Origin of the sequence: Burkholderia ubonensis (assembly GCF_902833085.1) — a bacterium.
Classification (GTDB): Bacteria; Pseudomonadota; Gammaproteobacteria; order Burkholderiales; family Burkholderiaceae; genus Burkholderia; species Burkholderia ubonensis.
Genome location: NZ_CADFEB010000004.1, coordinates 657,938 through 683,997 on the forward strand (window position 1 = coordinate 657,938; position 26,060 = coordinate 683,997).

27 protein-coding genes are annotated in these 26,060 nt (G+C 69.3%); 14 read left to right on the top strand and 13 right to left on the bottom strand.

What is annotated here, in order from left to right:
- Positions 1–91: 91 nt before the first annotated feature.
- Complete coding sequence (gene tcdA, locus HWX31_RS14270) at positions 92–949, top strand: tRNA cyclic N6-threonylcarbamoyladenosine(37) synthase TcdA (protein ID WP_174964473.1); 858 nt, start codon at positions 92–94, stop codon at positions 947–949.
- A gap of 46 nt (positions 950–995) precedes the next feature.
- On the opposite strand, the gene trxA is transcribed toward tcdA, so the two are convergent.
- Both trxA and HWX31_RS14280 read right to left on the bottom strand, forming a co-directional pair.
- Positions 996–1,844: a thioredoxin gene (gene trxA / locus HWX31_RS14275; RefSeq protein ID WP_076476184.1), complete on the bottom strand. Its 849-nt coding sequence runs from the start codon at positions 1,842–1,844 to the stop codon at positions 996–998.
- A 52-nt stretch (positions 1,845–1,896) separates the two neighbouring features.
- Positions 1,897–2,778 carry a pirin family protein gene (locus HWX31_RS14280; protein ID WP_174964472.1) on the bottom strand — a complete coding sequence of 294 codons (882 nt, stop codon included), beginning with the start codon at positions 2,776–2,778 and terminating at the stop codon, positions 1,897–1,899.
- A 211-nt stretch (positions 2,779–2,989) separates the two neighbouring features.
- On the opposite strand from HWX31_RS14280, the gene HWX31_RS14285 reads away from it, so the two are divergent.
- Entirely contained in the window at positions 2,990–3,868 is an 879-nt protein-coding gene (locus HWX31_RS14285; protein ID WP_174964491.1) for an EamA family transporter, read from the top strand.
- A 69-nt stretch (positions 3,869–3,937) separates the two neighbouring features.
- On the opposite strand, the gene HWX31_RS14290 is transcribed toward HWX31_RS14285, so the two are convergent.
- Both HWX31_RS14290 and tsaE read right to left on the bottom strand, forming a co-directional pair.
- Entirely contained in the window at positions 3,938–5,476 is a 1,539-nt protein-coding gene (locus HWX31_RS14290; RefSeq protein ID WP_174964471.1) for an N-acetylmuramoyl-L-alanine amidase, read from the bottom strand.
- Positions 5,458–6,012: a tRNA (adenosine(37)-N6)-threonylcarbamoyltransferase complex ATPase subunit type 1 TsaE gene (gene tsaE / locus HWX31_RS14295; protein ID WP_059965319.1), complete on the bottom strand. Its 555-nt coding sequence runs from the start codon at positions 6,010–6,012 to the stop codon at positions 5,458–5,460. Before tsaE ends, HWX31_RS14290 begins: the two co-directional genes overlap by 19 nt.
- Positions 6,013–6,029: 17 nt before the next feature.
- Here tsaE and queG point away from each other — a divergent pair, with 17 nt between their 5' ends.
- From queG to xerD, 3 genes are all read left to right on the top strand, one after another.
- Positions 6,030–7,265, top strand: a complete 1,236-nt coding sequence (queG, locus tag HWX31_RS14300) for a tRNA epoxyqueuosine(34) reductase QueG (RefSeq protein ID WP_174964470.1) — start codon at positions 6,030–6,032, stop codon at positions 7,263–7,265.
- 146 nt (positions 7,266–7,411) lie between these two features.
- Positions 7,412–7,882, top strand: coding sequence for a methylated-DNA--[protein]-cysteine S-methyltransferase (locus tag HWX31_RS14305; protein WP_174964469.1), 471 nt, complete (start codon positions 7,412–7,414; stop codon positions 7,880–7,882).
- Complete coding sequence (xerD, locus tag HWX31_RS14310; RefSeq protein WP_174964468.1) at positions 7,879–8,826, top strand: site-specific tyrosine recombinase XerD; 948 nt, start codon at positions 7,879–7,881, stop codon at positions 8,824–8,826. Before HWX31_RS14305 ends, xerD begins: the two co-directional genes overlap by 4 nt.
- A 25-nt stretch (positions 8,827–8,851) precedes the next feature.
- On the opposite strand, the gene HWX31_RS14315 is transcribed toward xerD, so the two are convergent.
- On the bottom strand, positions 8,852–10,414 hold the full coding sequence (locus HWX31_RS14315) for a class I adenylate-forming enzyme family protein (RefSeq protein ID WP_174964467.1): 1,563 nt from the start codon (positions 10,412–10,414) through the stop codon (positions 8,852–8,854).
- A 252-nt stretch (positions 10,415–10,666) separates the two neighbouring features.
- Between HWX31_RS14315 and ybaK the strand changes: the two genes are divergently transcribed.
- On the top strand, positions 10,667–11,158 hold the full coding sequence (ybaK, locus tag HWX31_RS14320; RefSeq protein ID WP_059615975.1) for a Cys-tRNA(Pro) deacylase: 492 nt from the start codon (positions 10,667–10,669) through the stop codon (positions 11,156–11,158).
- 107 nt (positions 11,159–11,265) lie between these two features.
- A complete protein-coding gene (plsY, locus tag HWX31_RS14325) occupies positions 11,266–11,904 on the top strand; it encodes a glycerol-3-phosphate 1-O-acyltransferase PlsY (protein ID WP_174964466.1) in 639 nt (212 codons plus the stop codon).
- Positions 11,905–11,974: 70 nt separating this feature from the next.
- Here plsY and HWX31_RS14330 read toward each other — a convergent pair whose 3' ends face one another.
- The gene (locus HWX31_RS14330) at positions 11,975–12,460 is read right to left on the bottom strand and encodes a YajQ family cyclic di-GMP-binding protein (RefSeq protein ID WP_042586154.1); all 486 of its coding nucleotides are present in this window, start codon (positions 12,458–12,460) and stop codon (positions 11,975–11,977) included.
- Between the two features lie 152 nt (positions 12,461–12,612).
- Here HWX31_RS14330 and murB point away from each other — a divergent pair, with 152 nt between their 5' ends.
- The 3 genes from murB (at position 12,613) to HWX31_RS14345 (ending at position 15,258) form a co-directional block, all read left to right on the top strand.
- A complete protein-coding gene (gene murB, locus HWX31_RS14335) occupies positions 12,613–13,656 on the top strand; it encodes a UDP-N-acetylmuramate dehydrogenase (RefSeq protein WP_415493063.1) in 1,044 nt (347 codons plus the stop codon).
- A 139-nt stretch (positions 13,657–13,795) separates the two neighbouring features.
- Entirely contained in the window at positions 13,796–14,179 is a 384-nt protein-coding gene (locus tag HWX31_RS14340; protein WP_059615981.1) for an ArsR/SmtB family transcription factor, read from the top strand.
- Entirely contained in the window at positions 14,176–15,258 is a 1,083-nt protein-coding gene (locus HWX31_RS14345; RefSeq protein WP_174964464.1) for an SRPBCC domain-containing protein, read from the top strand. The genes HWX31_RS14340 and HWX31_RS14345 overlap by 4 nt, the downstream gene beginning before the upstream one ends.
- Before the next feature lie 120 nt (positions 15,259–15,378).
- On the opposite strand, the gene argF is transcribed toward HWX31_RS14345, so the two are convergent.
- Entirely contained in the window at positions 15,379–16,308 is a 930-nt protein-coding gene (gene argF / locus HWX31_RS14350) for an ornithine carbamoyltransferase (protein WP_059615985.1), read from the bottom strand.
- A gap of 412 nt (positions 16,309–16,720) precedes the next feature.
- Here argF and HWX31_RS14355 point away from each other — a divergent pair, with 412 nt between their 5' ends.
- The gene (locus HWX31_RS14355) at positions 16,721–17,041 is read left to right on the top strand and encodes a DUF3579 domain-containing protein (RefSeq protein WP_059749658.1); all 321 of its coding nucleotides are present in this window, start codon (positions 16,721–16,723) and stop codon (positions 17,039–17,041) included.
- A 168-nt stretch (positions 17,042–17,209) separates the two neighbouring features.
- On the opposite strand, the gene rpsT is transcribed toward HWX31_RS14355, so the two are convergent.
- Positions 17,210–17,482, bottom strand: a complete 273-nt coding sequence (rpsT, locus tag HWX31_RS14360) for a 30S ribosomal protein S20 (protein ID WP_006398494.1) — start codon at positions 17,480–17,482, stop codon at positions 17,210–17,212.
- A gap of 301 nt (positions 17,483–17,783) precedes the next feature.
- On the opposite strand from rpsT, the gene murJ reads away from it, so the two are divergent.
- Positions 17,784–19,334, top strand: coding sequence for a murein biosynthesis integral membrane protein MurJ (gene murJ / locus HWX31_RS14365; protein ID WP_174964463.1), 1,551 nt, complete (start codon positions 17,784–17,786; stop codon positions 19,332–19,334).
- An 8-nt stretch (positions 19,335–19,342) separates the two neighbouring features.
- The gene (locus tag HWX31_RS14370) at positions 19,343–20,185 is read left to right on the top strand and encodes a SirB1 family protein (protein ID WP_174964462.1); all 843 of its coding nucleotides are present in this window, start codon (positions 19,343–19,345) and stop codon (positions 20,183–20,185) included.
- A gap of 81 nt (positions 20,186–20,266) precedes the next feature.
- On the opposite strand, the gene HWX31_RS14375 is transcribed toward HWX31_RS14370, so the two are convergent.
- The 5 genes from HWX31_RS14375 to lpxK all read right to left on the bottom strand — a co-directional run bounded on the left by HWX31_RS14375 (position 20,267) and on the right by lpxK (position 24,188).
- The gene (locus tag HWX31_RS14375) at positions 20,267–21,025 is read right to left on the bottom strand and encodes a 3-hydroxyacyl-CoA dehydrogenase (protein ID WP_059589662.1); all 759 of its coding nucleotides are present in this window, start codon (positions 21,023–21,025) and stop codon (positions 20,267–20,269) included.
- 186 nt (positions 21,026–21,211) lie between these two features.
- A complete protein-coding gene (adk, locus tag HWX31_RS14380; RefSeq protein ID WP_174964461.1) occupies positions 21,212–21,874 on the bottom strand; it encodes an adenylate kinase in 663 nt (220 codons plus the stop codon).
- 208 nt (positions 21,875–22,082) lie between these two features.
- A complete protein-coding gene (kdsB, locus tag HWX31_RS14385) occupies positions 22,083–22,874 on the bottom strand; it encodes a 3-deoxy-manno-octulosonate cytidylyltransferase (RefSeq protein WP_060308910.1) in 792 nt (263 codons plus the stop codon).
- A 110-nt stretch (positions 22,875–22,984) separates the two neighbouring features.
- Positions 22,985–23,179 (bottom strand): Trm112 family protein, encoded by a 195-nt coding sequence (locus HWX31_RS14390; RefSeq protein WP_010090898.1) that lies wholly within the window; start codon positions 23,177–23,179, stop codon positions 22,985–22,987.
- On the bottom strand, positions 23,160–24,188 hold the full coding sequence (gene lpxK / locus HWX31_RS14395) for a tetraacyldisaccharide 4'-kinase (RefSeq protein ID WP_174964460.1): 1,029 nt from the start codon (positions 24,186–24,188) through the stop codon (positions 23,160–23,162). Before lpxK ends, HWX31_RS14390 begins: the two co-directional genes overlap by 20 nt.
- 449 nt (positions 24,189–24,637) lie before the next feature.
- Here lpxK and xseA point away from each other — a divergent pair, with 449 nt between their 5' ends.
- Complete coding sequence (xseA, locus tag HWX31_RS14400; RefSeq protein WP_174964459.1) at positions 24,638–26,020, top strand: exodeoxyribonuclease VII large subunit; 1,383 nt, start codon at positions 24,638–24,640, stop codon at positions 26,018–26,020.
- Positions 26,021–26,060 lie beyond the last annotated feature (40 nt).

Here is a 26,060-nt window from a genome sequence, read left to right on the forward strand (position 1 = left end):
AGGCGGAAAAAACGTGCGTGCACAGGGGCGCGTGTCGGCGAGCGGTTCAGGCAAAATACGGGGTTGCACGACTTACGTTTTCCTTGCCGCCATGTCATCCCACGACGCCGCCCCGATAACCTCTGATCTTACCCCGAGCCCGTCAAGTCAGCTTGACGTGGATCGCGCGCGGCGCTTCGGCGGCATCGCGCGGCTGTACGGCGCGCCCGCGCTCGCCGCGTTCGAGCGCGCGCACGTCGCGGTGATCGGCATCGGCGGGGTCGGCTCGTGGACGGCCGAGGCGCTCGCGCGCAGCGCGGTCGGCACGTTGACGCTCGTCGATCTCGACAACGTCGCCGAAAGCAATACGAACCGGCAGATCCACGCGCTCGACGGCAATTACGGCAAGCCGAAGGTCGACGCGATGGCCGAGCGGATCGCGCTGATCGATCCCGCGTGCCGCGTGCACCGGATCGAGGATTTCGCCGAGCCTGACAATTTCGACGCGCTGCTCGGCGGCGGCTTCGACTACGTGATCGACGCGATCGACAGCGTGCGCACGAAAGTCGCGCTGATCGCGTGGTGCGTCGAGAAAGGGCAGCCGCTCGTCACGGTCGGCGGCGCGGGCGGGCAGCTCGACCCGACCCGCATCCGCATCGACGATCTCGCGCTGACGATCCAGGATCCGCTGCTGTCGAAGGTGCGCGCGCAGTTGCGCAAGCAGCACGGCTTTCCGCGCGGGCCGAAGGCGCGCTTCAAGGTCAGCGCCGTGTATTCGGACGAGCCGCTGATCTATCCGGAAGCCGCTGCCTGCGACCTAGAGGACGGCGCGGAGCCGTCCACGGCCGCGCACGTCGCGGGGCTCAACTGCGCGGGCTTCGGCTCGAGCGTGTGCGTGACCGCGAGCTTCGGCTTCGCGGCGGCCGCGCATGCGTTGCGGGCGATCGCGGCGCGGGCCGTCGCGGCCTGAATGGATGGGGGAGGCGGCGGGCGCGCTTGCCGCCCGCCGCGCCGGGTCAGTTGAGCGCCATGCTCAGCTTGCGCCGCCACACGGCGACGAGGTCCGGGCGGTCGCCCGCCAGCTCGAACACCGAGATCATCGTCTTGCGGCCGAGGTCGTCGCCGTATGCGCGGTCGCGTACGACGATTTCCAGCAGCTGCTCCAGCGCGCCTTCGTATGCGCGCCGCGCGATCAGGCTCTGCGCGAGATCGAAACGCGCGTCGAGGTCGGCCGGATTCCCGGCGATGCGCGCTTCGAGCGCGTCGGTGGGCGGGAGGTCGGCGGTCGCGGCGAGTGCGTCGAAACGGGTCTGGATCGCCTGCAGGCGCGGATCGCCGTTCTGCACGGTCTGCGGCGACAGCCGCTCGGTTTCCGCGCGCGCCGCATCGACGTGGTTGCCCGCGAGCAGCAGCTCGATCAGGTCGAGCCGCGCGTCGTCGAAGCCCGGGTTCAGCGCGAGCGCGGCTTCGAGGTGGGCGCGCGCATCGTCGAAGCGCGCTTCCTCAGCCGCGAACTGCGCGGCGCGGCGCTCGGCTTCCTCGGGCGCCGGCAGCAGCCGGTCGAGGAATGCGCGCAGCTGCCCTTCGGGCAGCACGCCGACGAACTGGTCGACCGGGCGCCCGTCGGCGAACGCGATCACGTGCGGAATGCTGCGCGTCTGGAAGTGCGCGGCGAGTTCCTGGTTCTCGTCGACGTTGACCTTCACGAGCTTCCAGCGGCCCTCGTAGTCGCTTTCGAGCTTTTCCAGCAGCGGGCCGAGCGTCTTGCAGGGGCCGCACCACGGCGCCCAGAAGTCGACCAGCACGGGCGTGTCCAGCGACGCCTCGATGACGTCTTTTTCGAAAGTGGCAAGCGTGGTGTCCATGTCGTTCTCTTGAGTTCGATTGTCGTCAGGATGGGGGCGGCATGCGCGTTTTTCAACGCGGCTTGCGCTCGGGCAACGGGATCCATTCGGTCTCGCCGGGCACCTTGCCCATTTCCTGCCGCGTCCAGGCCTCCTTCGCGCGCTCGATCGCGTCGCGGCTGCTCGCGACGAAATTCCAGTCGATGAAGCGCTCGCCTTCGAGCCGGTCGCCGCCGAGCAGCATCGCGCGCGCGCCGGCGCCGCTCGTCAGCGTGACGGTCGCACCCGGTGCGAGCACGGCCATCTGCGCGGGCTCGAGCGGCGTGCCGTCGATCGCGAGGTCGCCGTCGACCAGATAGATCGCGCGCTCCTCGTGCGACGCGTCGAGCACGAGGCGGCCGCCGTCCGCGAATTCCGCGGCGACGTACAGCGTGCGCAAGAACGTCGTGACGGGCGAGCGCAGCCCGAACGCGTCGCCGGCGATCACCGTCAGCGACACGCCGTCGTCGTTCAGCTTCGGCAGCGCCGCGGCCTCGTGGTGCTCGAACGACGGCGCGTCGGTCTCGTGCGCGAGCGGCAGCGCGACCCAGGTCTGGATCCCGTGCACGGTGTGGCCTCGCTCGCGCAGCGCGTCGGGCGTGCGCTCGGAATGGACGATCCCGCGTCCCGCGGTCATCCAGTTGACGTCGCCGGGCACGATCTCCTGCAGCGAGCCGAGGCTGTCGCGGTGCAGGATCGCGCCCTCGAACAGGTAGGTGACGGTTGCGAGCCCGATGTGCGGATGCGGCCGCACGTCGAGGCCCGTGCCGGGCGGCAGCGTCGCGGGTCCCATGTGATCGAAGAAGATGAACGGGCCGACGAGGCGCGCGGCGAGCGCGGGCAGCGTGCGGCGCACCTGCAGGTTGCCGATGTCGCGCACGTGCGGCTTCAGCAGGGCTTTGATGGAATCGGTCATGGCGGGTCCTGTCGACTGCGGGGATGCGGGTCATTGTACTGGCGCCCGGCAGCATGCGCGTGACGCGTCGCGGGCCGGGCGGCGCGGTACGGTTCTTGCTCGCCGCGCGGCGTTGGGGCGTTATCCACATCGCGCGTACGGGATTCCGGACGATTCCCGATCGCCGGTAAACTGGCGGCCTTCCATACGACAAATCAAGGAGACCCGGATGATGACCCCGAAGGATCTGCTGCTGGCGCTGGTCGTGATCCTCGCTTGGGGGGTGAACTTCGTCGTGATCCGGGTCGGGCTGAACGGGATGCCGCCGATGCTGCTCGGCGCGCTGCGCTTCACGCTCGCGGCGGTGCCGGCGGTGTTCTTCGTGCGCCGCCCGCAGATTTCGTGGCGGCTGCTCGTGCTGTACGGCGCGACGATCCAGCTCGGCCAGTTCGTGTTCCTGTTTACCGCGATGTACGTCGGGATGCCTGCCGGGCTCGCATCGCTCGTGCTGCAGTCGCAGGCGTTCTTCACGCTGGTGTTCGCGATGACGTTCCTCGGCGAGCGGCTGCGCGTGCAGAACCTGATCGGCCTCGCGATCGCCGCGACGGGCCTCGTCGTGATCGCCGCGCAGGGCGGTCGCGCGATGACGCTGGCCGGCTTCCTGCTCACGCTCTGTTCGGCCGCGATGTGGGCGTTCGGCAACATCGTGACGAAGAAGGTCGGGCAGGCCAACCTCGTGTCGCTCGTCGTGTGGGCGAGCCTCGTGCCGCCGGTGCCGTTCTTCCTGCTGTCGCTGTGGTTCGAAGGGCCGCAGCGGATCGCGGCCGCGCTCGGCGCGCTGACGGGTGCGTCGATCTTCGCGGTCGTCTATCTCGCGTTCGTCGCGACGCTGCTCGGCTACGGATTGTGGAGCCGGCTGCTGTCGCGCTATCCGGCCGCGCAGGTCGCGCAGTTCTCGCTGCTGGTGCCGGTCATCGGCCTCGCGTCGGCGGCGCTGCTGCTCGACGAGCACCTGACGCGCGCGCAGCTCACGGGCGCGGCGCTCGTGATGGGCGGCCTCGCGGTCAACGTGTTCGGCGGGAAGCTGGTGCGCCGGCTCGCGGCGTCGTGACGTCTTGAAGCGCGCGCCGGCACGCAGCGCGTGCGGCCGGCGGCGAGGGGGAAGGGCGGGGAGGGGCCGTCAGGCCATCCGGTTCTTCGAGAGCGGCGGGTTCGCCGCGAAATAGCGCTTGATGCCGCGGAAGATCGCGTCGGCCATCTCGTCGCGATAGCTGTCGTCGTTGAGCCTGCGCTCCTCGTCCGGGTTGCTGATGAACGCGGTCTCGACGAGGATCGACGGGATGTCGGGCGCCTTCAGCACCGCGAACCCGGCCTGCTCGACCGAGCCCTTGTGCAGCTTGTTGATGCCGCCGACTTCCTTCAGCACGTAGTTGGCGTAGCGCAGCGAATCGCGGATCTGCGCGGTCGTCGACATGTCGAACAGCGCACGGCTCACCGCGGCGTCCTGGGTCTTGATGTTGATCCCGCCGATCAGGTCCGACGCGTTTTCCTTGTTCGCGAGCCAGCGGGCCGCCGCGCTCGACGCGCCGTGGTCCGACAGCGCGAACACCGACGAGCCGCGCGCGGACGGCGTCGTGAACGCATCCGCGTGAATCGACACGAACAGGTCCGCGCCGACGCGGCGTGCCTTCTGCACCCGCACGTTGAGCGGCACGAAGAAGTCGGCGTCGCGGGTCATCATCGCGCGCATGTTCGGCGCCGCGTCGATCTTCGCGCGCAGCTTCTTCGCGATGTCGAGCGCGATGTGCTTCTCGTAGGTGCCGCCGCCGCCGATCGCGCCCGGGTCCTCGCCGCCGTGGCCCGGATCGATCGCGACCGTCAGGAGGCGCACGGTGCCGCCCTTGCCGGATTTCGGCGCGATGAACTTGTAGGTGTCGTCGCCTTCGTCCTCGTCGTCCTTGCGCGCGATGACGGGCGGCGGCTTGACCGCGGGCTTCGCGCCCGCGGCAGGCGCGCCGCCCGTCGCGGCCGGCGGCGTGCGCGGCGCGGGCGTGCCCGGCGTGTTCTGCGCGAAGCGCTGGAAGAACGCATCGCTGTTGTCGTGGCCGGCGGCGGGCGGCTGCGTCGGGCCGCTCAGCGCGGTCGGCGGCTGCACCTGCTGCGCGCGCGTGGCTTCGTTCAACTGCTGTTCCTTGCGCTCCGTCTGCGCGATCAGGTCGGTCAGCGGATCGGGCGCGACGGCCGGATACAGGTCGAACACCAGGCGGTACTTGTAGGTGCCGACGGGCGGCAGCGTGAACACCTGCGGCTTCACCGAGCCCTTCAGGTCGAACACCATCCGCACGACGTGCGGCTGATACTGGCCGACGCGCACCGAGTGGATCTGCGGATCGTTCGGCGCGATCTTCGACACGAGGTCGCGCAGCGCCTGGTCGAGATCGAGCCCGTTCAGGTCGACGACGAGGCGGTCGGGGCCCTGCAGCAGCTGCTGGGTATTCTGCAGCGGCTGGTCGGATTCGATCGTCACGCGCGTGTAATCGCGCGCGGGCCACACCCGCACGCCGAGCACCGACGTCGCGTGCGCGAGCCGCGGCACCGCGAGGCCGAGCACCAGCGTCGACGCGCCCGCACACAGGATCTGGCGGCGCCGCCAGTTATGCGTCGCGGTGGCCGCCGATTCGATCGAGCGGAACGGTTTGATCAACATCTTTCGAGACATGCGTTTCCTGAAGCGCTGTACGCCCGGACGGTGAGGGCGCGGCCGTCGCCGTCCACGTCGAGCGAGAAGACCAGATCGGGCACGCCGAGCAGCGTGCCCGCCTGTTGCGGCCATTCGACGAGGCAAATCGCGCTGGAATTGAAATACTCGCGAAAGCCGGCGTCGGACCATTCGGCCGGGTCGTTGAAACGGTACAGATCGAAGTGATAGACCTCGAGTTCCCCATCGTCGCGTTCGAGCGCGTACGGCTCGACGAGCGTGTAGGTCGGGCTGCGCACGCGGCCGCGATGGCCGAGGCCGCGCAGGATCGCGCGCACGAGGGACGTCTTGCCTGCGCCGAGATCGCCGACCAGCTGGATCTGCAGGCCGTCGAACGCATGCGTGCGGGCCAGTTCGGCGCGCGTCGCGTCGAGCACCTGCGCGAAGCGTGCGCCGAAGGCCTCGGTCGCCGCTTCGTCGGCGAGCGCGAACACGCGCTCCGCGAGCGGGGCGGGCAGCGTCGAGACATGGGGCGGGTGGCTATGCGTGGCTGGCATTCTCGTAAAATAGTGCGATGAACCGATTACCGGAACTCGCCGCATCCGATCCGCGCCCGACTCAGGCCGAGCGCGCGGCGCCGTGCGTCCTCGACGATGCGGCGTTGACCGCGCTCGCCGCGCGCATCAGGGCGTGGGGGCGCGAATTGGGTTTCGGGGCGATCGGCATCAGCGATACCGATCTCTCGGATGCCGAAGCGGGGCTCGCCGCCTGGCTGGAAGCCGGTTGCCACGGCGAGATGGATTATATGGCGAAACATGGGATGAAACGCGCGCGGCCGGCCGAACTTGTGGCCGGTACGCGACGCGTGATCTCGGCCCGGCTCGCCTATCTGCCGGCGCAGACGCTCGCGGCCGACGCGCCGGGCGATGCGCCCGGCGCGCCCGCGCCGCGCGACTGGCGCGTGCGCGAGCTGGCCCGGCTCGACGATCCGCAGGCCGCCGTCGTGTCGATCTACGCGCGCGGCCGCGACTATCACAAGGTATTGCGCAACCGCCTGCAGACGCTCGCCGAGCGCATCGAGCGCGAGATCGGCGCGTTCGGCTACCGCGTGTTCACCGATTCCGCGCCGGTGCTCGAGGTCGAGCTCGCGCAGAAGGCGGGCGTCGGCTGGCGCGGCAAGCACACGCTGCTGCTGCAGCGCGACGCGGGCTCGCTGTTCTTCCTCGGCGAGATCTACGTCGACATTCCGCTGCCGACCGATGCGCAGACCGCGCCCGACGCGGCGCCCGAGACGCCGGGCGCGCATTGCGGCAGCTGCACGCGCTGCATCGACGCGTGTCCGACCGGTGCGATCGTCGCGCCGTACCGCGTCGATGCGCGGCGCTGCATCTCGTACCTGACGATCGAGCTGAAAGGCAGCATCCCCGAGCCGCTGCGGCCGCTGATCGGCAATCGCGTGTACGGCTGCGACGACTGCCAGCTCGTGTGCCCGTGGAACAAGTTCGCGCAGGCCGCGCCGGTCGCCGATTTCGACGTGCGTCACGGGCTCGACCGCGCGACGCTCGTCGAGCTGTTCGGCTGGAGTGCAGAAGAATTCGACGCGCGGATGCAGGGCAGCGCGATCCGGCGCATCGGCCACGAATGCTGGCTGCGCAATCTCGCGGTCGGGCTCGGCAATGCGTTGCGCGCACCGCCGGAGCGGCTCGCGCCGGCCGCGCGCGCCGCGATCGTCGCCGCGCTGCGCGCGCGTGCCGACGATCCGTCGCCGCTCGTGCGCGAGCACGTCGAGTGGGCGCTGCGGGCGGCGTGAAGGCGGCGTACAGTGGCGGTTCGATATTTGTCAGGCGCCTGCCGCGCTTGCCGGCGAAGGGCACCGGCGGGAACGGCGGCCCGCCGCCTGCATTTCTTTCGGCTTGGCACGGGATGGGCGTGCGAAGCATGGGACCGGAGACAGTAATGTTCAACGCAGTAATCGACGCGCCGTTCGGCAAGGTCGGCATCCGCACGGATGCGGGCGTGGTGCGCGAGATCGTCTATCTGCCCGAATCGGTGAAATCCGTCGATCCGGATACGCCGCTCGCGAAGCGTGCGGTCGAGCAGATCGAACGCTATTTCGAGCGCGCGTCGGCGACCTTCGACCTGCCGCTCGCCGACGTCGGCACCGCGTTCCAGCACCGTGTGTGGGACGCGATCCGCGAGATTCCACCGGGCGTCGTGCTCACTTACGGACAGGTTGCGAAACGGATCGGCAGCGCGCCGCGCGCGGTCGGCCAGGCGTGCGGCGCGAACTATTTCCCGCTCGTGATCCCGTGCCATCGCGTCGTCGCGTCGGGCGGCATCGGCGGCTTCGCGAACCACGACGACGACGGCTACTACCTGCGGGTGAAGCGCTGGCTGCTCGCGCACGAGGGCGTGCCGTACCGATGAGCGAACCGCTGCTTTCCCCGGAGGCCGCCGACGACGCGGCCGCGTCGCCCGCGCTGCTCGCGAGCCGCGCGTCGATCGACGTGTTCTGCGACGCGCTGTGGCTCGAGCACGGCCTCGCGCGCAATACGCTCGACGCATACCGTCGCGATCTGGCGCTGTTTGCGCAGTGGCTCGCGACGACGCACGACGCGTCGCTCGACGTCGCCGACGAGATGATGGTGACGGGCTACATCGCCGCGCGCAGCGACGGCAAGGCGACGTCGTCGAACCGGCGCCTGTCGGTGTTCCGCCGCTATTACGGCTGGGCCGTGCGCGAGCATCGGGCGAGCGCGGACCCGACGCTGCGGATCACGTCCGCGAAGCAGGCCGCGCGGTTTCCGTCGACGCTGTCCGAAGCGCAGGTCGAGGCGCTGCTCGGCGCGCCCGATGTCGACACGCCGCTCGGTTTGCGCGACCGCACGATGCTCGAGCTGATGTATGCGAGCGGGTTGCGCGTAAGCGAACTGGTGACGCTGAAGACCGTCGAGGTCGGGCTGAACGAAGGTGTCGTGCGCGTGATGGGCAAGGGCTCGAAGGAGCGGCTCGTGCCGTTCGGCGAAGTCGCGCAAGACTGGATCGAGCGCTACCTGCGCCACGCGCGGCCGGCGCTGCTCGGCGCGCGCGCGGCCGACGCGCTGTTCGTGACCGCGCGCGGCGACGGCATGACGCGCCAGCAGTTCTGGAACATCATCAAGCGCCATGCGCGGCAGGCGGACGTGCGCGCGCACCTGTCGCCGCACACGCTGCGGCACGCGTTCGCGACGCACCTGCTGAATCACGGCGCGGACCTGCGCGTCGTGCAGATGCTGCTCGGCCACAGCGACATCTCGACGACGCAGATCTACACGCACGTCGCGCGCGAGCGCCTGAGGACGCTGCACGCGCAGCACCACCCGCGCGGATAGCGCGGCGCGGTGCGTGCCGCCTGCATCAGATCAGGTCGCGCAGCTTGTGCTTCAGCACCTTGCCGGTCGACGCGGCCGGCAGCGCGTCGAGCACGCGGATGTGCGCGGGCCGCTTGTACGGCGCAAGCCGCGCCGCGCACCAGTCGTGCAGCGCGGCCTCGGTCGCCGCGGCGCCCGGTGCGAGCTCGACGAACGCGAGCACTTCCTCGTTGCCCTCGACCGGGCGGCCGACCACGGCCGCCTGCACGACGTCCGGGTGCGCGTTCAGCACCTGCTCGACCTCGACCGGATACACGTTGAAGCCCGAGCGGATGATCAGCTCCTTGCTGCGCCCGGCGATCGTCACCGCGCCGTCGGCGTCCTGCCGCGCGAGATCGCCGGTCTTCAGCCAGCCGTCCGGCGTGACCGCCGCGCGCGTCGCGTCCGGATTGCGGTAATAGCCGAGCATCACGTTCGGCCCGCGCACGTGGATCTCGCCGACCTCGCCCTGCGGCACGTCGCGGCCGTCCGGCGCGACGATGCGCATCTCGACGCCCGGAATCGGCACGCCGACCGAGCCGTCGGCGCGCGGCGCGTCGAGCGGCGTCTGCGCGATCGTGGGGCTGCTCTCGGTCATCCCGTAGCCGTTGTGCAGCGGCACGCCGTACACGCGCTCGACGCGCGCCTTCAGGCCGGTGTCGAGCGGCGAGCCGCCCGAATACGCGAAACGCAGGCGCGGCGCGCGCCATGCATGGCCGTGCGTGTGCAGGTGCTCGAGCAGCTTCGCATGCATCGCGGGCACGCCCTGGAAGATCGTGACCCCTTCGTCGGCCAGCGCGACGCGCACGGCCTCGGGCGAAAAGCGCGGCGCGAGCCGCAGCGTCGCGCCGGCGTACAGGCTGCCGAGGCACACCGACGCGAGGCCGTACACGTGCGACACGGGCAGCACCGTATAGACGACGTCCTCGGGCGACACGCGCCGCAGCGCGCTCGACGTCGCCGCGACGTACAGCAGGTTGCGGTGCGACAGCATCACGCCTTTCGGCGTGCCGGTGGTGCCGGTCGTGTAGATCAGCGCCGCGCATTGCGCCGCGCCGTCCGCAGCCACCGGCTCGCCGGGCGCGTCCGCGTCGACGCGGGTCGACCATGCGCCGATGTCGATCGCGAGCGCGGGGGCGGGTGTTGCGTGGTGCCGCGCGGCATGCGCGCGCGCGTCCGGCGACGCGGCTTCGGCGAACGCGATCAGCTTCGGGCGCGCGTGCGCGGCGATCGCGTCGAGCTCGACGGCCGACAGCCGTGCGTTCGACATGAGCGCCCACGCGTCGAGGCGGGCCGCCGCGAACAGCAGCACGACCTGCGCGACGCAGTTCTCCGCGACGATCATCACGCGGTCGCCGCCGCGCACGCCGCAGGCGGCGAGCTGCGCGGCCGCCGCATCGATCGCCTCCGACAGCTCGCGGTACGACAGGCGGCGCGCGTCCTCGATCAGCGCCGGGCGATCGGGCGCACGGGCGGCCCAGCGCGCGGGGACGTCGGCGATGCGGCCGGGCAGGGCAGCCAGCAGCGCGTCGACGTCGAGCGGCGCGGACGGGGGGATGGGCGAGATCATGGCGTCTCCTGAAGAGGGGGCGGGCGTGGCAGGCGAGGGTTGCGAACGATCGTGCCATGTCGGCCGGCGCGCGACAATCGGCCATTCGGTCAATAGCGCTTCGCGATGCGCGCAATGATGATGGACGGTGTCGCGTCGAGTTCGCCGCTGCCGCCCGGGTGACGGAAAAGCGGGCCGCGAGTATACCGCCGACGGTGCCGCCGACGAGAAGCGCGGCGCGCCCCGGCCGCCGTTCCCCTTTAAAATGCCGCCATGAGCAAATCCAGACACGTGTCCGAAACGCCCGCGACCCAGCTGCTGCGCCGCCACGGCGTCGCGTTCGGCGAGCATCCCTACGATTACGTCGAGCACGGCGGCACCGGCGAATCCGCGCGCCAGCTCGGCGTCGACGAGCACGTCGTGGTGAAGACGCTCGTGATGGAAGACGAGCACGCGAAGCCGCTGATCGTGCTGATGCACGGCGACCGCACGGTGTCGACCAAGAACCTGGCGCGGCAGATCGGCGCGAAGCGCGTCGAGCCGTGCAAGCCCGACGTCGCGAACCGCCATTCGGGCTACCTGGTCGGCGGCACGTCGCCGTTCGGCACCCGCAAGGCGATGCCGGTCTACGTGGAGTCGACGATCCTCGAATTGCCGGCGATCTACCTGAACGGCGGCCGCCGCGGCTATCTGGTCAGCGTCGCGCCGTCCGTGCTGACGACGCTGCTCGACGCGAAGCCCGTGCAGTGCGCGAGCGTCGAATGAGGGTTTCACCCTCCCGGCAGTTTGCACCGCTTCGGTAGAATGAGCGCCGCTGCGGCCCGCCGTCCCGGCCGTCCGTCCATCGATACGTTGAAAAAAGAGTCATCCGCATGCAGATCCTGCTCGCCGCCGTCGTTGCCTACCTGATCGGCTCGGTGTCGTTCGCCGTCGTCGTCAGCGCCGCGATGGGCCTGGCCGATCCCCGTTCGTACGGTTCGAAGAACCCCGGCGCCACCAACGTGCTGCGCAGCGGCAACAAGAAGGCCGCGATCCTGACGCTCGTCGGCGACGCGTTCAAGGGCTGGGTCGCCGTCTGGCTCGCGCGGCGCTTCGGCCTGCCCGACGTCGCGATCGCGTGGGTGGCGATCGCCGTGTTCATCGGCCACCTGTACCCGGTTTTCTTCCGCTTCCAGGGCGGCAAGGGCGTCGCGACCGCGGCCGGCGTGCTGCTCGCCGTGCACCCGGTGCTCGGGCTCGCGACCGCGCTGACCTGGCTCATCATCGCGTTCTTCTTCCGCTACTCGTCGCTCGCGGCGCTCGTCGCGGCGGTGTTCGCGCCGGTGTTCGACGTGTTCCTGTTCGGCACGCGCCACAACCCGGTCGCGTGGGCCGTGCTCGCGATGAGCGTGCTGCTCGTGTGGCGTCACCGCAGCAACATCTCGAAGCTGCTGGCGGGGCAGGAAAGCCGGATCGGCGACAAGAAGAAGGCGGCCGGGAACGGCAACGCGCAGGACGGCGGGAAGGCCTGAGAAGGCCGGCCGGAGGAACGCGCCGGGCGCATTGCGCGGCCCGGCGGCATAGGCGGCATGACGAGACCGGTCAGTCGCGGAAGTTGTTGAAGTCGAGCGGGGTGTCGGTCACGTCCTTGCGCAGCATCGCGATCACGCTCTGCAGGTCGTCGCGCTTCGTGCCCGACACGCGCACCGCGTCGCCCTGGATGCTCGCCTGCACCTTGATCTTGCTGTCCTTGACGAGCCGCACGATCTTCTTCGCGAGATCGCCCGTCACGCCTTTCTTGACCGTCACGACCTGCTTGACCTTGTCGCCGCCGATCTTCTCGACCTTGCCGTAGTCGAGGAAGCGCACGTCGACGTTGCGCTTGGCCAGCTTGCCGATCAGCACGTCCTTGACCTGGCCGAGCTTGAAATCGTCGTCGGCGAACAGCGTCAGCTCGCGTTCCTTCTGCTCGACGCGTGCGTCGGAGCCCTTGAAATCGAAGCGCGTCGAAATTTCCTTGTTCGACTGCTCGATGGCGTTCTTCACTTCGATCATGTTCGCTTCGCTGACGACGTCGAACGATGGCATGGCATTCTCCCTGTAAAACGCGTGGGCCCGGCTTGCGCGCGGGCACTCGCTATAATTGCGGACTGTTTGCCATTCTACCGATGCCCCTTCGTTTGCCCAAGGCCGGCCGCCTGCCGTCCGGGCAAGTCCGGGCCGTCCGACCGCGATTGCCGATGCTTCCAGCCGATTCCACCCTGTCGCTGCTTCCCGACCATCCGCTCGCCGCGCACAACACGTTCGGGTTCGACGTGACCGCGCGGCTGGCCGCGCGCGTGACGCACGCCGCCCAGTTCGCGGCGCTGCATCGCGACGCGCGCGTCGCGAACCTGCCGCGGCTGGTGCTCGGCGGCGGCAGCAATGTCGTGTTCACGCGCGATTTCGACGGCCTCGTGCTGCTGAACGAGATCGCCGGCCGCCGCGTCGTGCGCGAGGACGACGACGCGTGGGTCGTCGAGGCGGGCGGCGGCGAGAACTGGCACGCATTCGTCGCGTGGACGCTCGAGCAGGGCATGGCCGGCCTCGAAAACCTCGCGCTGATTCCCGGCACGGTGGGCGCCGCGCCGATCCAGAACATCGGCGCATACGGGCTCGAGATGAAGACGTATTTCGATTCGCTCGTCGCGGTCGAGCTCGCGACCGGCCGCAGCGAGCGCTTCGACGCCGCGCGCTGTGCGTTCGGCTATCGCGACAGCTTCTTCAAGCGGGAAGGCCGCGCGCGCTTCGCGATCGTGTCGGTGACGTTCCGGCTGCCGAAGCGCTGGACGCCGCGGCTCGGCTACGCGGACGTGTCGCGCGAACTCGATGCGCGCGGCGTTGCGCCGGACGCGGCGACGGCGCGCGACGTGTTCGACGCGGTGGTCGCGATCCGCCGCGCGAAACTGCCCGATCCGCTCGTACTCGGCAATGCGGGCAGCTTCTTCAAGAATCCGGTGATCGGCGCGGCGCAGTTCGACGCGCTGCGCGCGCAGGCGCCCGATATCGTGTCGTACCCGCAGCCGGACGGGCAGGTGAAGCTCGCGGCCGGCTGGCTGATCGACCGCAGCGGCTGGAAGGGGCGCGCGCTCGGCGCCGCGGCCGTGCACGACCGGCAGGCGCTCGTGCTCGTCAACCGCGGCGGCGCGACGGGCGCCGAGGTGCTCGCGCTCGCGCGGGCGATCCAGGACGACGTGCGCGCGAAATTCGGCGTCGAGCTGGAGCCGGAGCCGGTGTGCCTGTAAGCCGGGCAGCCACGCCCGCGTAGCGGCGGCGTGCGGATGTCGTACCGTTGCGCCGCCAGTCCATTCCCATCGAGGTCGTCGCGTTCACCCCGCGCGTCCTTTCCTTGACTCTCATTTAACCTTGAGGTTAAATGAGGTCATGCGTTCCCCATCCGATTCCCTGTCCGCGGTGTTCGCCGCACTGGCCGACCCGACCCGCCGCGCGATCCTGCTGCGGCTGGCCGAGGGCGCGGCGCCCGTCAGCGAGCTGGCCCGGCCGTTCGACATCTCCGCGCCGGCGGTGTCGAAGCACCTGCGCGTGCTGTCCGACGCGGGACTGATCGAACGGGAAGTCGATGCGCGCTGGCGGATCTGCCGGCTGCGCGCCGACGGGATGCGCGATGCGCACGGCTGGCTCGAAACCTATCGTCAGTTCTGGGAAGACAGCCTCGATCGTCTGAAGGTGTTCGTCGAGCAGTCGAGCGCGCAGCGCGACGCCGTCGACGCCTGCCCACCCGCTCCGTCCCCGGAGGAGAAGCCATGAGTCAAGCAGCGACGTTTCATCTGGAAATGGACCGCTTCATCCGCGCGCCGCGCGAACGCGTGTTCGACGCGTTCACCAGCGAGACCGCGCTGGCGGCCTGGCATTGCCCGCGCGGGATGAGCGTGGTCGAAGCGAGCGCCGACGCGCGGGTCGGCGGCAAGTACCGGATCGTGATGGGCGGGCGCGACGGCTCGCAGCACGTCGCGGGTGGCGAATACCAGAAAGTCGACCGCGTCGATTTTCTGGCTTACACGTGGGCGTGGGAGGCGGGCGAGATGCCGCCCGAGCTCAAGACGCTGATCGAGGTCACGTTCACCGACCAGGACGGCGGCACGCACCTGCACATGCGTCACAGCGGTTTTCCGGACGAGCGGACGCGCGATTCGCACATGGGCGGCTGGCAGTCGGTGTTCAACCGGCTCAGCGACCTGCTGGACCCGCAAGGCAGCGCGGGAACGGTGCGCGTGTTCGGCGATCCGCGCAGCCCGTATGTCCGCACGGTGCGGATGGCGCTCGCGGAGAAGGGCGTCGCGTACACGCTCGAATCGCTGCCGCCGCATTCGCCGGAAGTGCTCGCGCACAACCCGTTCGGCCGCATTCCGGCATTTTGCGACGGGCCGATCGAGTTCTACGAAACCCGGGCGATCCTCGGCTACATCGACGAAGCGTTCGACGGCCCGAGCCTGCTGCCGCAATGGGGCGTGACCGCGCATGCACGCGGCGAGCAGTGGATCAGCTTGATCAATTGCCATGCGTACGACGCGATGGTGCGCCGCTATGTGCTGCAGTACGTGTTTCCGAAATGCGAGAACGGCCAGCCCGATCACGCGGTGATCGACGCGGCGCTGCCCGACATCGACAAGCATCTGCAGGTGCTCGATGCGGCCTACGGCGCTCGCGACTATCTGGTTGGTACGGAGCTTTCGATGGCGGACCTGTTCCTCGCGCCGATCCTCGCTTACGTCGGCATGTTCCCGGAGGGCGCCGAGCTGTTGAAGAAGTATCGGAACATCGAGCGCGCGCAGGCGGCGATGCGGGCGCGGCCGAGCTTCGCCGCCACGCAGCCCGTGACGGGCTGAAGCAAGGCCGCACGACGCGGGCGGCAGGTTCGTGCGCGCGGTCGTCGTGCCGAAGCCGGCGGGCAAATGAAAAAGCGCCGATCGTCGATCGGCGCTTCTCTTCGTCGGGCGGTGCGGCGGTCAGTGCTTGAGCTGGCCGAGCAGCAGGAATTCCATCAGTGCCTTCTGCACGTGCAGGCGGTTCTCCGCCTCGTCCCAGACCACGCTTTGCGGGCCGTCGATCACGCCGGCCGTCACTTCCTCGCCACGGTGCGCGGGCAGGCAGTGCATGAAGAGGGCGTCGGGGTTCGCGTGGCCCATCATTTCCTCGTCGACGCACCAGTCGGCGAATGCCTGCATGCGCGCTTCGTTCTCGGCCTCGAAGCCCATGCTCGTCCATACGTCGGTCGTCACGAGATCGGCGCCCTTGCACGCTTCGTTCGGATCGTCGAAGACTTCGTAGAACGGCGCGCTTTCCGGCGCGACCAGCTTCATGTCGAGCGTGTAGCCCGGCGGCGTCGACAGGCGCAGCTTGAAGCCGAGGATCTGCGCGGCCTGGATCCACGTGTACAGCATGTTGTTCGCGTCGCCGACCCACGCGACCGTCTTGCCGGCGATCGGGCCGCGGTGCTCGTAGTACGTGAAGATGTCGGCGAGCACCTGGCACGGGTGGAATTCGTTGGTCAGGCCGTTGATCACCGGCACGCGCGAATTCTCGGCGAAGCGCTGGATGATCTCCTGCTCGAACGTGCGGATCATGATGATGTCGACCATCCGCGAGATCACCTGCGCGGAATCCTCGACCGGCTCGCCGCGGCCGAGCTGCGTGTCGCGGGTGCTCATGAAGACGGCATGGCCGCCGAGCTGGAAGATGCCGGCCTCGAACGAAAGGCGCGTGCGCGTCGAGCTCTTCTCGAAGATCATCGCGAGCGTGCGGTCGTGCAGCGGGTGATAGGTCTCGTAGTTCTTGAACTTGCGCTTCAGGATTCCCGTGCGTTCGAGCACGTACTCGTAGTCTTCCAGCGAGAAATCCTTGAACTGCAGGTAGTGACGAATGGTCTTGGCGGTCATGAAACGAAATGCGGCGGGTTCTACCCGGCCGCCGGGGCCGGACGGCGCCGCCGTCGGATGTGGATAACTTCGAAGCAGCATAAAGGATTTTCTGTGCTTTGACGAGCCACGCCGAAAACCGGGGCGCGATGGTTGCTCACCGTGTCGGGGCGTCGCGGAGGGGGCACGAAACGACGCGCGATGGCGCGCTGCGGTATAATCCAAAAGTTTTCTCAAGCCCGGCAGGCAAGCATTTCCGCGCTCTGCCGGACACAAGCCGTGCGCTGCACAAATCCGGTGCGGCGTGCCGGGCGGATCGTGTCGACGGCCTGTCTTCGGGCAGGCGGCGCGGGCATCCCGGCATTTTCCTGCTTCGTGTTTGCGTGTCCAGGCCGTCGCCTGCGCATCGCCGGGCCGTCACCTGGGTAACAACATGGCTGAAACCCCTCCGACCGAGTACTTCATTCAGGGCATCACGAAAGATGGGAAAACGTTTCGCCCGAGCGATTGGTCGGAGCGCCTCGCCGGCGTGATGGCATGTTTCGGGCCCGGTGCAAGCGGTCCGAATGCGCGCCTGAAGTATTCGCTGTACGTGCGCCCGACGATGCTGGGCGGCACGAAATGCGTGATTCTCGATTCCCGCCTGCGCGACGTCGAGCCGATGGCCTTCGATTTCGTGCTGAACTTCGCGAAGGACAACAACCTCGTCGTCACCGAGGCGTGCGAACTGCCCGACTACAACGAGAAGAAGTAAGTACCGCGCGCGGGCGCATGCTGCGCCCGGCCGGTCGTGTGTCCCTCCGCGCGCGTCGCGCATCGGCGGGTCGCAGGATGGGTCATCACAAACAAAAAAGCCCGCGCATGCGGGCTTTTTCGTCGATCGCAGGAAACAGGGCGCCCGCGCGAGGCGGGCACACCAGATTTACGCTGCTGCCTGCAGGCCCTTGACGGCTGCGGCGAGGCGGCTCTTGCTGCGAGCGGCCTTGTTCTTGTGAACGATCTTCTTGTCGGCGATCGTGTCGATCGTCTTCACGGCAGCCTTGAACAGCTCGGCAGCCTTTGCCTGGTCGCCGGCGTCGACAGCCTTGCGAACAGCTTTGATCGCGGTACGGAATTTCGAGCGCAGCGCCGAGTTGTGCGAGTTTGCCTTCGCTGCCTGGCGGGCGCGCTTGCGTGCTTGTGCGGAGTTAGCCATGACGGTTCCTTATCCTGTCCTGTTTCCAGAGCTTGGAGCCTGACGGCCAAGCGCTGCTTTTCGATCCGTCCCCTGAGAGCGATTGCCCAGGGGCGCATAAAAAACGTTGGTTTTATCCGAGGCCGAGACACGAAAACGGCAGGTGCCGCGCATGCAACAGGCTCAGAAACGGCGGATTATAGCAACAAAATCAAGCGCGTGGCAAGTTTGGCGTCGGTTGCCTCGGGGCAGGGGCGCAACGGACGTCCTTTTCGGCCTGCGCCGTCGCCGGGTCGTGCAACGTCCGTATAATAAGCGCCCCATGAATCTATTCCGAGCCCTGCTGACGGTCAGCGGCTTCACGCTGCTGTCGCGCGTGACCGGACTGGCCCGCGAGACGCTGATCGCCCGTGCGTTCGGCGCCAGTCAATATACCGACGCGTTCTACGTCGCGTTCCGCATCCCGAACCTGCTGCGCCGCCTGTCCGCGGAAGGCGCGTTCTCGCAGGCGTTCGTGCCGATCCTTGCCGAGTTCAAGAACCAGCAGGGGCACGATGCGACGAAGGCGCTCGTCGACGCGATGTCCACCGTGCTCGCGTGGGCGCTCGCCGTGCTGTCGGTGGCCGGCATCGCCGGCGCAACGTGGGTCGTGTACGCGGTCGCGTCCGGGCTGCGCACCGACGGGCAGGCGTTCCCGCTTGCCGTCACGATGACGCGCATCATGTTCCCGTACATCGTGTTCATCTCGCTGACGACGCTCGCGTCCGGCGTGCTGAACACGTACAAGAGCTTCTCGCTGCCCGCGTTCGCGCCGGTGCTGCTCAACGTCGCGTTCATCGTCGCGGCGGTGTTCGTCGCGCCGCACCTGAAGGTGCCGGTCTACGCGCTCGCGTGGGCGGTCATCGCCGGCGGCGTGCTGCAGTTCCTGGTCCAGCTTCCGGGCCTGAAGAAGATCGACATGGTGCCGCTGGTCGCGCTCAACCCGCTGCGCGCGCTGCGGCATCGCGGCGTGAAGCGCGTGCTCGCGAAGATGGTGCCGGCCACCTTCGCGGTGTCGGTCGCGCAGCTGTCCCTCATCATCAACACCAACATCGCGTCGCGGCTCGGGCAGGGCGCGGTGTCGTGGATCAACTACGCGGACCGCCTGATGGAGTTCCCGACCGCGCTGCTCGGCGTCGCGCTCGGCACGATCCTGCTGCCGAGCCTGTCGAAGGCGCACGTCGACGCGGACGCGACCGAGTATTCGGCGCTGCTCGACTGGGGGCTGCGCGTCACGTTCCTGCTCGCCGCGCCGAGCGCGCTCGCGCTGTTCTTCTTCGCGGCGCCGCTCACCGCGACGCTGTTCAACTACGGCAAGTTCGACGCGTTCACCGTGACGATGGTCGCACGCGCGCTCGCGACCTACGGGATCGGTCTCGTCGGCATCATCCTGATCAAGATCCTCGCGCCGGGCTTCTACGCGAAGCAGGACATCAAGACGCCGGTGAAGATCGCGGTCGGCGTGCTGGTGGTCACGCAGCTGTCGAACTACGTATTCGTGCCGCTGATCGGCCACGCGGGCCTCACGCTGAGCATCGGCGTCGGCGCGTGCCTGAACTCGCTGCTGCTGTTCATCGGCCTGCGGCGGCGCGGCATCTACCAGCCGTCGGCGGGCTGGCTGCGCTTCTTCGCGCAGCTCGCCGGCGCGTCGCTCGTGCTCGCGGGCACGATGCACTGGTTCTCGATCAGCTTCGACTGGACCGGGCTGCGCGCGCAGCCGCTCGAGCGCATCGCGCTGATGGCCGCGTGCCTCGTGCTGTTCGCTGCACTATATTTCGGTATGTTGTGGGTGATGGGCTTCAAATACGCTTACTTCAGAAGGCGCGCCAAGTGACGACCGCAATGACCCGCGTCCTCGATTACTTCAGCACGCTCGTGGCGGAGGACGAAAGCCTGCCCGTCACCGAAGCGGCGCTGTCGCTCGCGCAGGACGCGTACCCCGACCTCGACCTGCAGGGCACGCTCGCCGAGCTCGACGCGCTCGCGGCGCGCCTGCACCGGCGGCTGCCCGACGACGCGAGCCTGAAGGACCGCATCGTTGCGCTGAACGCGTTCTTCTTCGGAGAACTGGGCTTCGCGTGCAATCACAACGACTACTATGATCCTGACAACAGCCACCTGAACATCGTGCTGAAGCGGCGGCGCGGCATCCCGATCTCGCTGTCGGTGCTGTACCTCGAACTTGCGGAGCAGCTCGGCGTGCCGGCGCGGGGCGTGTCGTTCCCGGGCCACTTCCTGCTGCGCGTGACGCTGTCGGACGGCGACCTGATCATCGATCCGACCAACGGCCATTCGCTGTCCGAGGCCGAGATGGTCGAGATGCTGGAGCCGTACGTCGCGCGCGCGGCGGGCGCGGTCGACAGCGCGTTGCGCGCGCTGCTGCAGCCGGCGACGAGCCGCGAGATCATCGCGCGGATGCTGCGCAACCTGAAGACGATCTATCTGCAGACGGAACGCTGGCAGCGGCTGCTCGCGGTGCAGCAGCGGCTCGTGATCCTGTTGCCGGGGCAGCCCGACGAAGTGCGCGACCGCGGCTTCGCGTATGCGCGCCTCGACTACCTGCGGCCGGCGCTCGAGGACCTCGAGCATTATCTCGACGAGCGCCCGGACGCCGACGACGCGACCGTCGTCGAGTCGCAGCTGACCGAGCTGCGGCAACGGATGCAGCGCGGCGACGAAGACTGAGCGCGCGCCGCGCCGAATGCGAAACGCCCGCCATGCGCATTGCGCGCGGCGGGCGTTTTTTTCCGGCGCGCGGGCCGCGCGTTATTTCGGCTGCATCCGGATCGCGCCGTCGAGGCGGATCACCTCGCCGTTGAGCATCGGATTCTCGACGATCTGCCGGACCAGCATCGCGTATTCGGCCGGCTTGCCGAGCCGCGGCGGGAACGGCACCATCGCGCCGAGCGCATCCTGCACCTCCTTCGGCATGCCGAGCAGCATCGGCGTCTCGAACAGGCCGGGCGCGATCGTCATCACGCGGATCGCGTTGCGCGACAGGTCGCGCGCGATCGGCAGCGTCATGCCGGCGACGCCCGCCTTCGACGCCGCATACGCGGCCTGGCCGATCTGGCCGTCGAACGCGGCGACCGATGCGGTGCTGACGATCACGCCGCGCTCGCCGAGCGCGTTCGGCTCGTTCGCCGACATCGCGACGGCCGCGAGGCGGATCATGTTGAACGTGCCGACGAGGTTCACGTTGATCGTCTTCGCGAACACGTCGAGCGGATGCGCGCCGTCCTTGCCGACGGTCTTCGCGGCGGGGGCGATGCCCGCGCAGTTCACGAGGCCGCGCAGCGTGCCGGCGCGCGTCGCGGCGTCGACCGCGGCCTGCGCGTCTTCTTCGCGCGACACGTCGCACCGGACGAACACGCCGCCCAGCTCCTGCGCGAGCGCCTCGCCCGCGTCCTGGTTGAGGTCGGCGAGCACGACCTTGCCGCCTTCCTGCGCGAGCATCCGGGCGGTGCCCGCGCCGAGGCCCGATGCGCCGCCCGTGATCAGAAAGACGTTCCCGCGAATCTCCATGACTGTCTCCTTGCTGGTGTAAGCGCTGGCCGGCCCGCCTGCATGCGGGCGGCCGGATACGATCGATCCGGCCGATTGTACGGGGCGCCGCCGTCGGCCGGAGAAAAGCGCACGATCGTGCGGGTAACGCCGGCGCGAAAAAAAAGCCGCCTGGGTCAGGCGGCTTCGCGATGCGGGACGCGGTGCTTACTTCAGCGCGTCGAACGCACGGTCGCGGATCTCGTCGACGGTGCCGAGGCCGGAGATCTTCCGGTACTGCGGCGCCTTCAGGCCGTTCTCCTCGCCGCGCACTGCCCAGTCGCCGTAGTAGGTGATGAGCGGCTTGGTCTGCGCTTCGTACACTTCGAGACGCTTCTTGACGGTCTCTTCCTTGTCGTCGTCGCGCTGGATCAGCGGCTCGCCGGTGACGTCGTCGAGGCCTTCGACCTTCGGCGGGTTGAACTTGACGTGATAGGTGCGGCCCGACGCCGGGTGCGTGCGGCGGCCGCTCATGCGCTCGATGATTTCCGAGAACGGCACGTCGATTTCCAGCACATAGTCGATCGCGACGCCGGCTTCCTTCATCGCGTCGGCCTGCGCGATCGTGCGCGGGAAACCGTCGAACAGATAGCCGTTCGCGCAGTCCGCTTCCTTCAGGCGCTCCTTCACGAGGCCGATGATCAGATCGTCGGTCACGAGCTTGCCTTCATCCATGAAGCGCTTCGCCTCGATGCCGAGCGGGGTGCCGGCCTTCACGGCCGCGCGCAGCATGTCGCCGGTCGAGATCTGCGGGATGCCGAATTTTTCCTTGATGAAGTTTGCCTGGGTGCCCTTTCCCGCGCCGGGCGCGCCCAACAGGATCAAACGCATGGTGATATCTCCAAGTATGTAGATTCGTATGGCGAGGCTCAAAGGCGTCGGCAACAGCGTGCGCGGGGCTTGCCTGGCGCGCGGCGGGACCGGTCTGACGCGGCGCGTCGGCTCGGCGACGCGCGGCTGCCGGCAGGGCCGCGGGCGGGGTCAAGCGAGGACGCGCAGGTCGCGGACGGCTCGCACAACCGTCCGATTATGCCACGGGTTATTTTGAATCCGGCCGAAAAAGGGCCTGCACGCGTTCGAGATCGGCCGGCGTATCGATGCCGGCTTCGGGCGCGTGCGCGGTGATCATCACGGCGATCCGCTCGCCGTGCCACATCGCGCGCAGCTGCTCGAGCTGTTCCGCCTGCTCGATCGGCGCCTGCGCGAGCGACGGATACGTGCGCAGGAAACGCGCGCGGTACGCGTAGAGGCCGATGTGCCGGTACACCGGAAACGCCGGCGCAGGCATCGCCGCGACGTCGGGCCAGTGCGGCTGGTACGCGTCGCGGCTCCACGGGATCGGCGCGCGCGAGAAGTAGAGCGCGACGCTTCGTGCGTCGAGCGCGACCTTCACGATGTTCGGGTTGAACACGTCGGCCGCCGTGTGGATCGGGTGCGCGGCGGTCGCGATCGCGCAGGCCGGATGCGCGGCCAGGTGCGACGCTACGTCGCGGACCAGCGCCGGATCGATCAGCGGCTCGTCGCCCTGCACGTTGACGACGACCGTGTCGTCGCTCCACCCGAACGCGGCCGCGACTTCGGCGAGGCGGTCGGTGCCGGACGGATGGTCGGCGCGCGTGAGCACCGCTTCGAAGCCGTGCTCGCGCGCGGCGTCGAGCACGCTCTGCGCATCGGACGCGACGAGCACCTGCTGTGCGCCCGCTTCGCGCGCCCGTTCGGCGACGCGCACGACCATCGGCTTGCCGCCGAGGTCGGCGAGCGGCTTGTTCGGAAGCCGGGTCGACGCGAGCCGGGCGGGAATGACGGCGATGAAGGGCTGCGGATGAGTCATCGGACGGAGCGGAAGCGGGTGACGGAAGCGGCGGGCGGCGCGTGCGCGGCGCCCACGGGGCGGCAGCGCGCGCCGGGGCCGGGACGAGCGGCCGGGTTCAGCGGCTGGATTTAACGGCCGGCCGGATCGACCGGCGTGCCTTCGACGGTCTGGCGCGCCTCGTCGACCAGCATCACGGGAATGCCGTCGCGGATCGGATAGGCGAGCTTGTCCGCGTTGCAGATCAGCTCCTGCGCGGCGCGGTCATAGTGGAGCGGGCCTTTGCAGATAGGGCACACGAGAATTTCAAGCAGGCGAGCGTCCACGGAGTTTCTCCACAACGAGGGCAATGAGGCGAGGATCGAGCGCGGCTTCGACAGGGACGACCCAGATTCGAGCGTCGCGCCAGGAAGCGCCCAATTTTACTGCATCCTTCTCGGTGATCAGGATCGTGTCGACCTGATCGCCGTCGAATGGATTGTGCGCGAACGCATAGTGGTCGGGTAGCGCGCGGGTCGCCGGCGCGAGGCCGGCCGCGCGCAGCGTCGCGAAGAAGCGTTCGGGCGCGCCGATGCCGGCCGCCGCGAGCACGCGCTCGCCGGCAAACTGCGACAGCGGGCGGCGCAGCGCCGGCTGGTCGAGATGCCATGCGGCGCCGGGCGCGAGCGCGAGCGCGTAGGTGTCGGGCCACGGCGGCAGCGCGCCGCTGTACGGATCGTTGACGAGGGTCGCGTCGCGTCGCCGCGACAGCGGCTCGCGCAGCGGCCCGGCCGGCAGCAGGAAGCCGTTGCCGCCGAGCCGGTGGTCGAACACGACGAGCTCGACCGTGCGCGCGAGGCGGTAGTGCTGCAGGCCGTCGTCGCTGACGATCACGTCGACGTCCGGGTGCGCGGCGCGCAGCGCCTGCGCGGCCGCGACGCGATCCGGGCAGACCCACACGGGCGCATCGGTGCGGCGGGCGATCAGCAGCGGCTCGTCGCCGGCCTCGCTCGCGCGCGAGCCCGGCGTCACCGCGGTCGGCGTGCGTACGCTCGCGCCGTAGCCGCGCGACACGACGCCGGGCGTGAAGCCGGCGGCGCGCAGCGCATCGACGAGCGCGATCACGGTCGGCGTCTTGCCGGTGCCGCCCACGGTCACGTTGCCGACCACGACGACCGGCACGCCGACGTCGACCGGCTTCTTCCAGCCTTGTGCGTAGGCCGTGCGGCGCAGCGCTGCGCACAGCCCGAACACGCAGGCGAACGGCGTGAGCGCCCACGCGAGCGCGCCGCGGCGCTGCCATTCGCGCGTGAGGCGTGTCTCGAGCCGGGCGAGCGGGCCGCCGGGCGTGCTCATCGGTCAGCGCGCGGCGTGTGGCGCCGCGTGGCGTGGGACGGGGTCGTCAAGGCGAATTCTCCGGATGGCGGCGCAAGCCGCGGGTTCTGCGGAAGGCGGCACTCTAGCGCGCGGCGCGCCGGCCCGGCAAGCGCCGCACCGTCACGACGCAGGCGGGGCCGGATCGCGCCAGCCTGTGGATAACTCTGTGAAGAACCCGGCGGGCGATCGCCGCACATGCCCGTCCGGTGGGCTTCGAATCGGATGAGAATCATTTCCAAAGCTTTAAAACTTTTTAAAAATCAACGTGTTGCCACAAATTGTCAGGGGTTTTGGGGAGTTTTGCGGGGTTTTTTGCAGTCGATTGCCGGGGTGTGGACACTTTTCGCGTTGTGCAATGCACGAGGTGCTGCTGGACGCCGGGCGGATGTCGGACTATCGTGTCGCCGCCAGCATTCAACCGATCGTCCATGCTTTCCGACTCCTCATTTACCGCGCCGGGCGCGACGCGCGGCGGCGACGAAGTGATCCCCGTCTCGGCCCTCAACCGCGCGATTTCGACGATGCTCGAACGCTCGTTCCCGCTGCTGTGGGTCGCGGGCGAAGTGTCGAATTTCACGCGCGCCGCGAGCGGCCACTGGTATTTCTCGATCAAGGACCAGCAGGCGCAGATGCGCTGCGTGATGTTCCGCGGCCGCGCGCAATACGCGGAGTTCACGCCGCGCGAAGGCGACCGGATCGAGGTGCGCGCGGTCGTCACGATGTACGAGCCGCGCGGCGAGGTGCAGCTCAACGTCGAGGCCGTGCGGCGCACCGGGCAGGGGCGTCTGTACGAGGCGTTCCTGCGGCTCAAGGCGCAGCTCGAGGCGGAGGGCCTGTTCGCGCCCGAGCGCAAGCGGCCGCTGCCCGCACATCCGCGCGCGATCGGCATCGTCACGTCGCTGCAGGCCGCCGCGCTGCGCGACGTGCTGACCACGCTCGCGCGCCGCGCGCCGCACGTGCCGGTGATCGTCTATCCGGCGCCCGTGCAGGGCGCGGGTTCGGCCGAGAAGCTCGTCGCGGCGGTCGAGACCGCCAACGCGCGGGGCGAGGTCGACGTGCTGCTCGTGTGCCGCGGCGGCGGCTCGATCGAGGATCTGTGGTCGTTCAACGACGAGGCGCTCGCACGTGCCATCGCGGCGAGCGCGCTGCCCGTCGTCAGCGGCGTCGGGCACGAAACCGATTTCACGATCGCCGATTTCGCCGCCGATGTGCGTGCGCCGACGCCGACCGGCGCGGCCGAACTGGCGAGCCCGCAGCGCGCGCTGCTGCTGCGCGAGGTGGGCGACCGGCAGGGCGCGCTCGCGCGCGGGATGCGCCGCGTGCTCGAACAGCGTGCGCAGCAGCTCGACTGGCTTGCGCGCCGGCTCGTCAGCCCGGCCGAACGGCTGCAGCGGCAGCGCACGCATATCGGGCAGCTCGCGGTGCGTCTCGCGTCCGCGGCGGCGCGGCCGGTGCGCGATGCGCGCGCCCGCTTCGCGCTTGCGCAATTGCGCTGGCAGCGCGCGCGGCCCGACGTGACGCAGGCGCGCCACGTGCTCGCCGGGCTGGAGCAACGTCTTGCGGTCGCGCTGCAGCGCCGCCACGAACGCGATACGGCGCGCGTGGCAGCCTGTGCGGCGCGGCTCGAGGTGCTGAGCCCGCAACGCACGCTCGAGCGCGGCTATGCGGCGCTCATCGATGCGCAGACGGGCCGCGCGGTGCGCGCGCCGAGCGCGCTGAAGCCGCAGCGGCGGCTGACCGTGCATCTCGCCGAAGGCTCGGCGGACGTGTCGCTCGCCGACGTGCAGCCGCGGCTGTCGGATACGTTCTGACGGGACGTCGATACGGCGCAGGGTGCGGGGCGCCGCGGGC

Excerpts from the sequence above, each read along its gene's own strand:
- HWX31_RS14305 (WP_174964469.1), top strand. The coding sequence starts at position 7,412 with ATGTTCAACGCAGTAATCGACGCGCCGTTCGGCAAGGTCGGCATCCGC.
- HWX31_RS14290 (WP_174964471.1), bottom strand. The coding sequence starts at position 5,476 with ATGTCTCGAAAGATGTTGATCAAACCGTTCCGCTCGATCGAATCGGCG.
- adk (WP_174964461.1), bottom strand. The coding sequence starts at position 21,874 with ATGCGTTTGATCCTGTTGGGCGCGCCCGGCGCGGGAAAGGGCACCCAG.
- trxA (WP_076476184.1), bottom strand. The coding sequence starts at position 1,844 with ATGGACACCACGCTTGCCACTTTCGAAAAAGACGTCATCGAGGCGTCG.
- HWX31_RS14345 (WP_174964464.1), top strand. The coding sequence starts at position 14,176 with ATGAGTCAAGCAGCGACGTTTCATCTGGAAATGGACCGCTTCATCCGC.
- HWX31_RS14315 (WP_174964467.1), bottom strand. The coding sequence starts at position 10,414 with ATGATCTCGCCCATCCCCCCGTCCGCGCCGCTCGACGTCGACGCGCTG.
- xseA (WP_174964459.1), top strand. The coding sequence starts at position 24,638 with ATGCTTTCCGACTCCTCATTTACCGCGCCGGGCGCGACGCGCGGCGGC.
- HWX31_RS14355 (WP_059749658.1), top strand. The coding sequence starts at position 16,721 with ATGGCTGAAACCCCTCCGACCGAGTACTTCATTCAGGGCATCACGAAA.
- xerD (WP_174964468.1), top strand. The coding sequence starts at position 7,879 with ATGAGCGAACCGCTGCTTTCCCCGGAGGCCGCCGACGACGCGGCCGCG.
- HWX31_RS14330 (WP_042586154.1), bottom strand. The coding sequence starts at position 12,460 with ATGCCATCGTTCGACGTCGTCAGCGAAGCGAACATGATCGAAGTGAAG.
- HWX31_RS14340 (WP_059615981.1), top strand. The coding sequence starts at position 13,796 with ATGCGTTCCCCATCCGATTCCCTGTCCGCGGTGTTCGCCGCACTGGCC.
- HWX31_RS14280 (WP_174964472.1), bottom strand. The coding sequence starts at position 2,778 with ATGACCGATTCCATCAAAGCCCTGCTGAAGCCGCACGTGCGCGACATC.
- tcdA (WP_174964473.1), top strand. The coding sequence starts at position 92 with ATGTCATCCCACGACGCCGCCCCGATAACCTCTGATCTTACCCCGAGC.
- kdsB (WP_060308910.1), bottom strand. The coding sequence starts at position 22,874 with ATGACTCATCCGCAGCCCTTCATCGCCGTCATTCCCGCCCGGCTCGCG.
- murJ (WP_174964463.1), top strand. The coding sequence starts at position 17,784 with ATGAATCTATTCCGAGCCCTGCTGACGGTCAGCGGCTTCACGCTGCTG.
- HWX31_RS14285 (WP_174964491.1), top strand. The coding sequence starts at position 2,990 with ATGACCCCGAAGGATCTGCTGCTGGCGCTGGTCGTGATCCTCGCTTGG.
- argF (WP_059615985.1), bottom strand. The coding sequence starts at position 16,308 with ATGACCGCCAAGACCATTCGTCACTACCTGCAGTTCAAGGATTTCTCG.
- tsaE (WP_059965319.1), bottom strand. The coding sequence starts at position 6,012 with ATGCCAGCCACGCATAGCCACCCGCCCCATGTCTCGACGCTGCCCGCC.
- murB (WP_415493063.1), top strand. The coding sequence starts at position 12,613 with ATGCTTCCAGCCGATTCCACCCTGTCGCTGCTTCCCGACCATCCGCTC.
- ybaK (WP_059615975.1), top strand. The coding sequence starts at position 10,667 with ATGAGCAAATCCAGACACGTGTCCGAAACGCCCGCGACCCAGCTGCTG.
- rpsT (WP_006398494.1), bottom strand. The coding sequence starts at position 17,482 with ATGGCTAACTCCGCACAAGCACGCAAGCGCGCCCGCCAGGCAGCGAAG.
- lpxK (WP_174964460.1), bottom strand. The coding sequence starts at position 24,188 with ATGAGCACGCCCGGCGGCCCGCTCGCCCGGCTCGAGACACGCCTCACG.
- HWX31_RS14375 (WP_059589662.1), bottom strand. The coding sequence starts at position 21,025 with ATGGAGATTCGCGGGAACGTCTTTCTGATCACGGGCGGCGCATCGGGC.
- queG (WP_174964470.1), top strand. The coding sequence starts at position 6,030 with ATGAACCGATTACCGGAACTCGCCGCATCCGATCCGCGCCCGACTCAG.
- HWX31_RS14370 (WP_174964462.1), top strand. The coding sequence starts at position 19,343 with ATGACCCGCGTCCTCGATTACTTCAGCACGCTCGTGGCGGAGGACGAA.
- plsY (WP_174964466.1), top strand. The coding sequence starts at position 11,266 with ATGCAGATCCTGCTCGCCGCCGTCGTTGCCTACCTGATCGGCTCGGTG.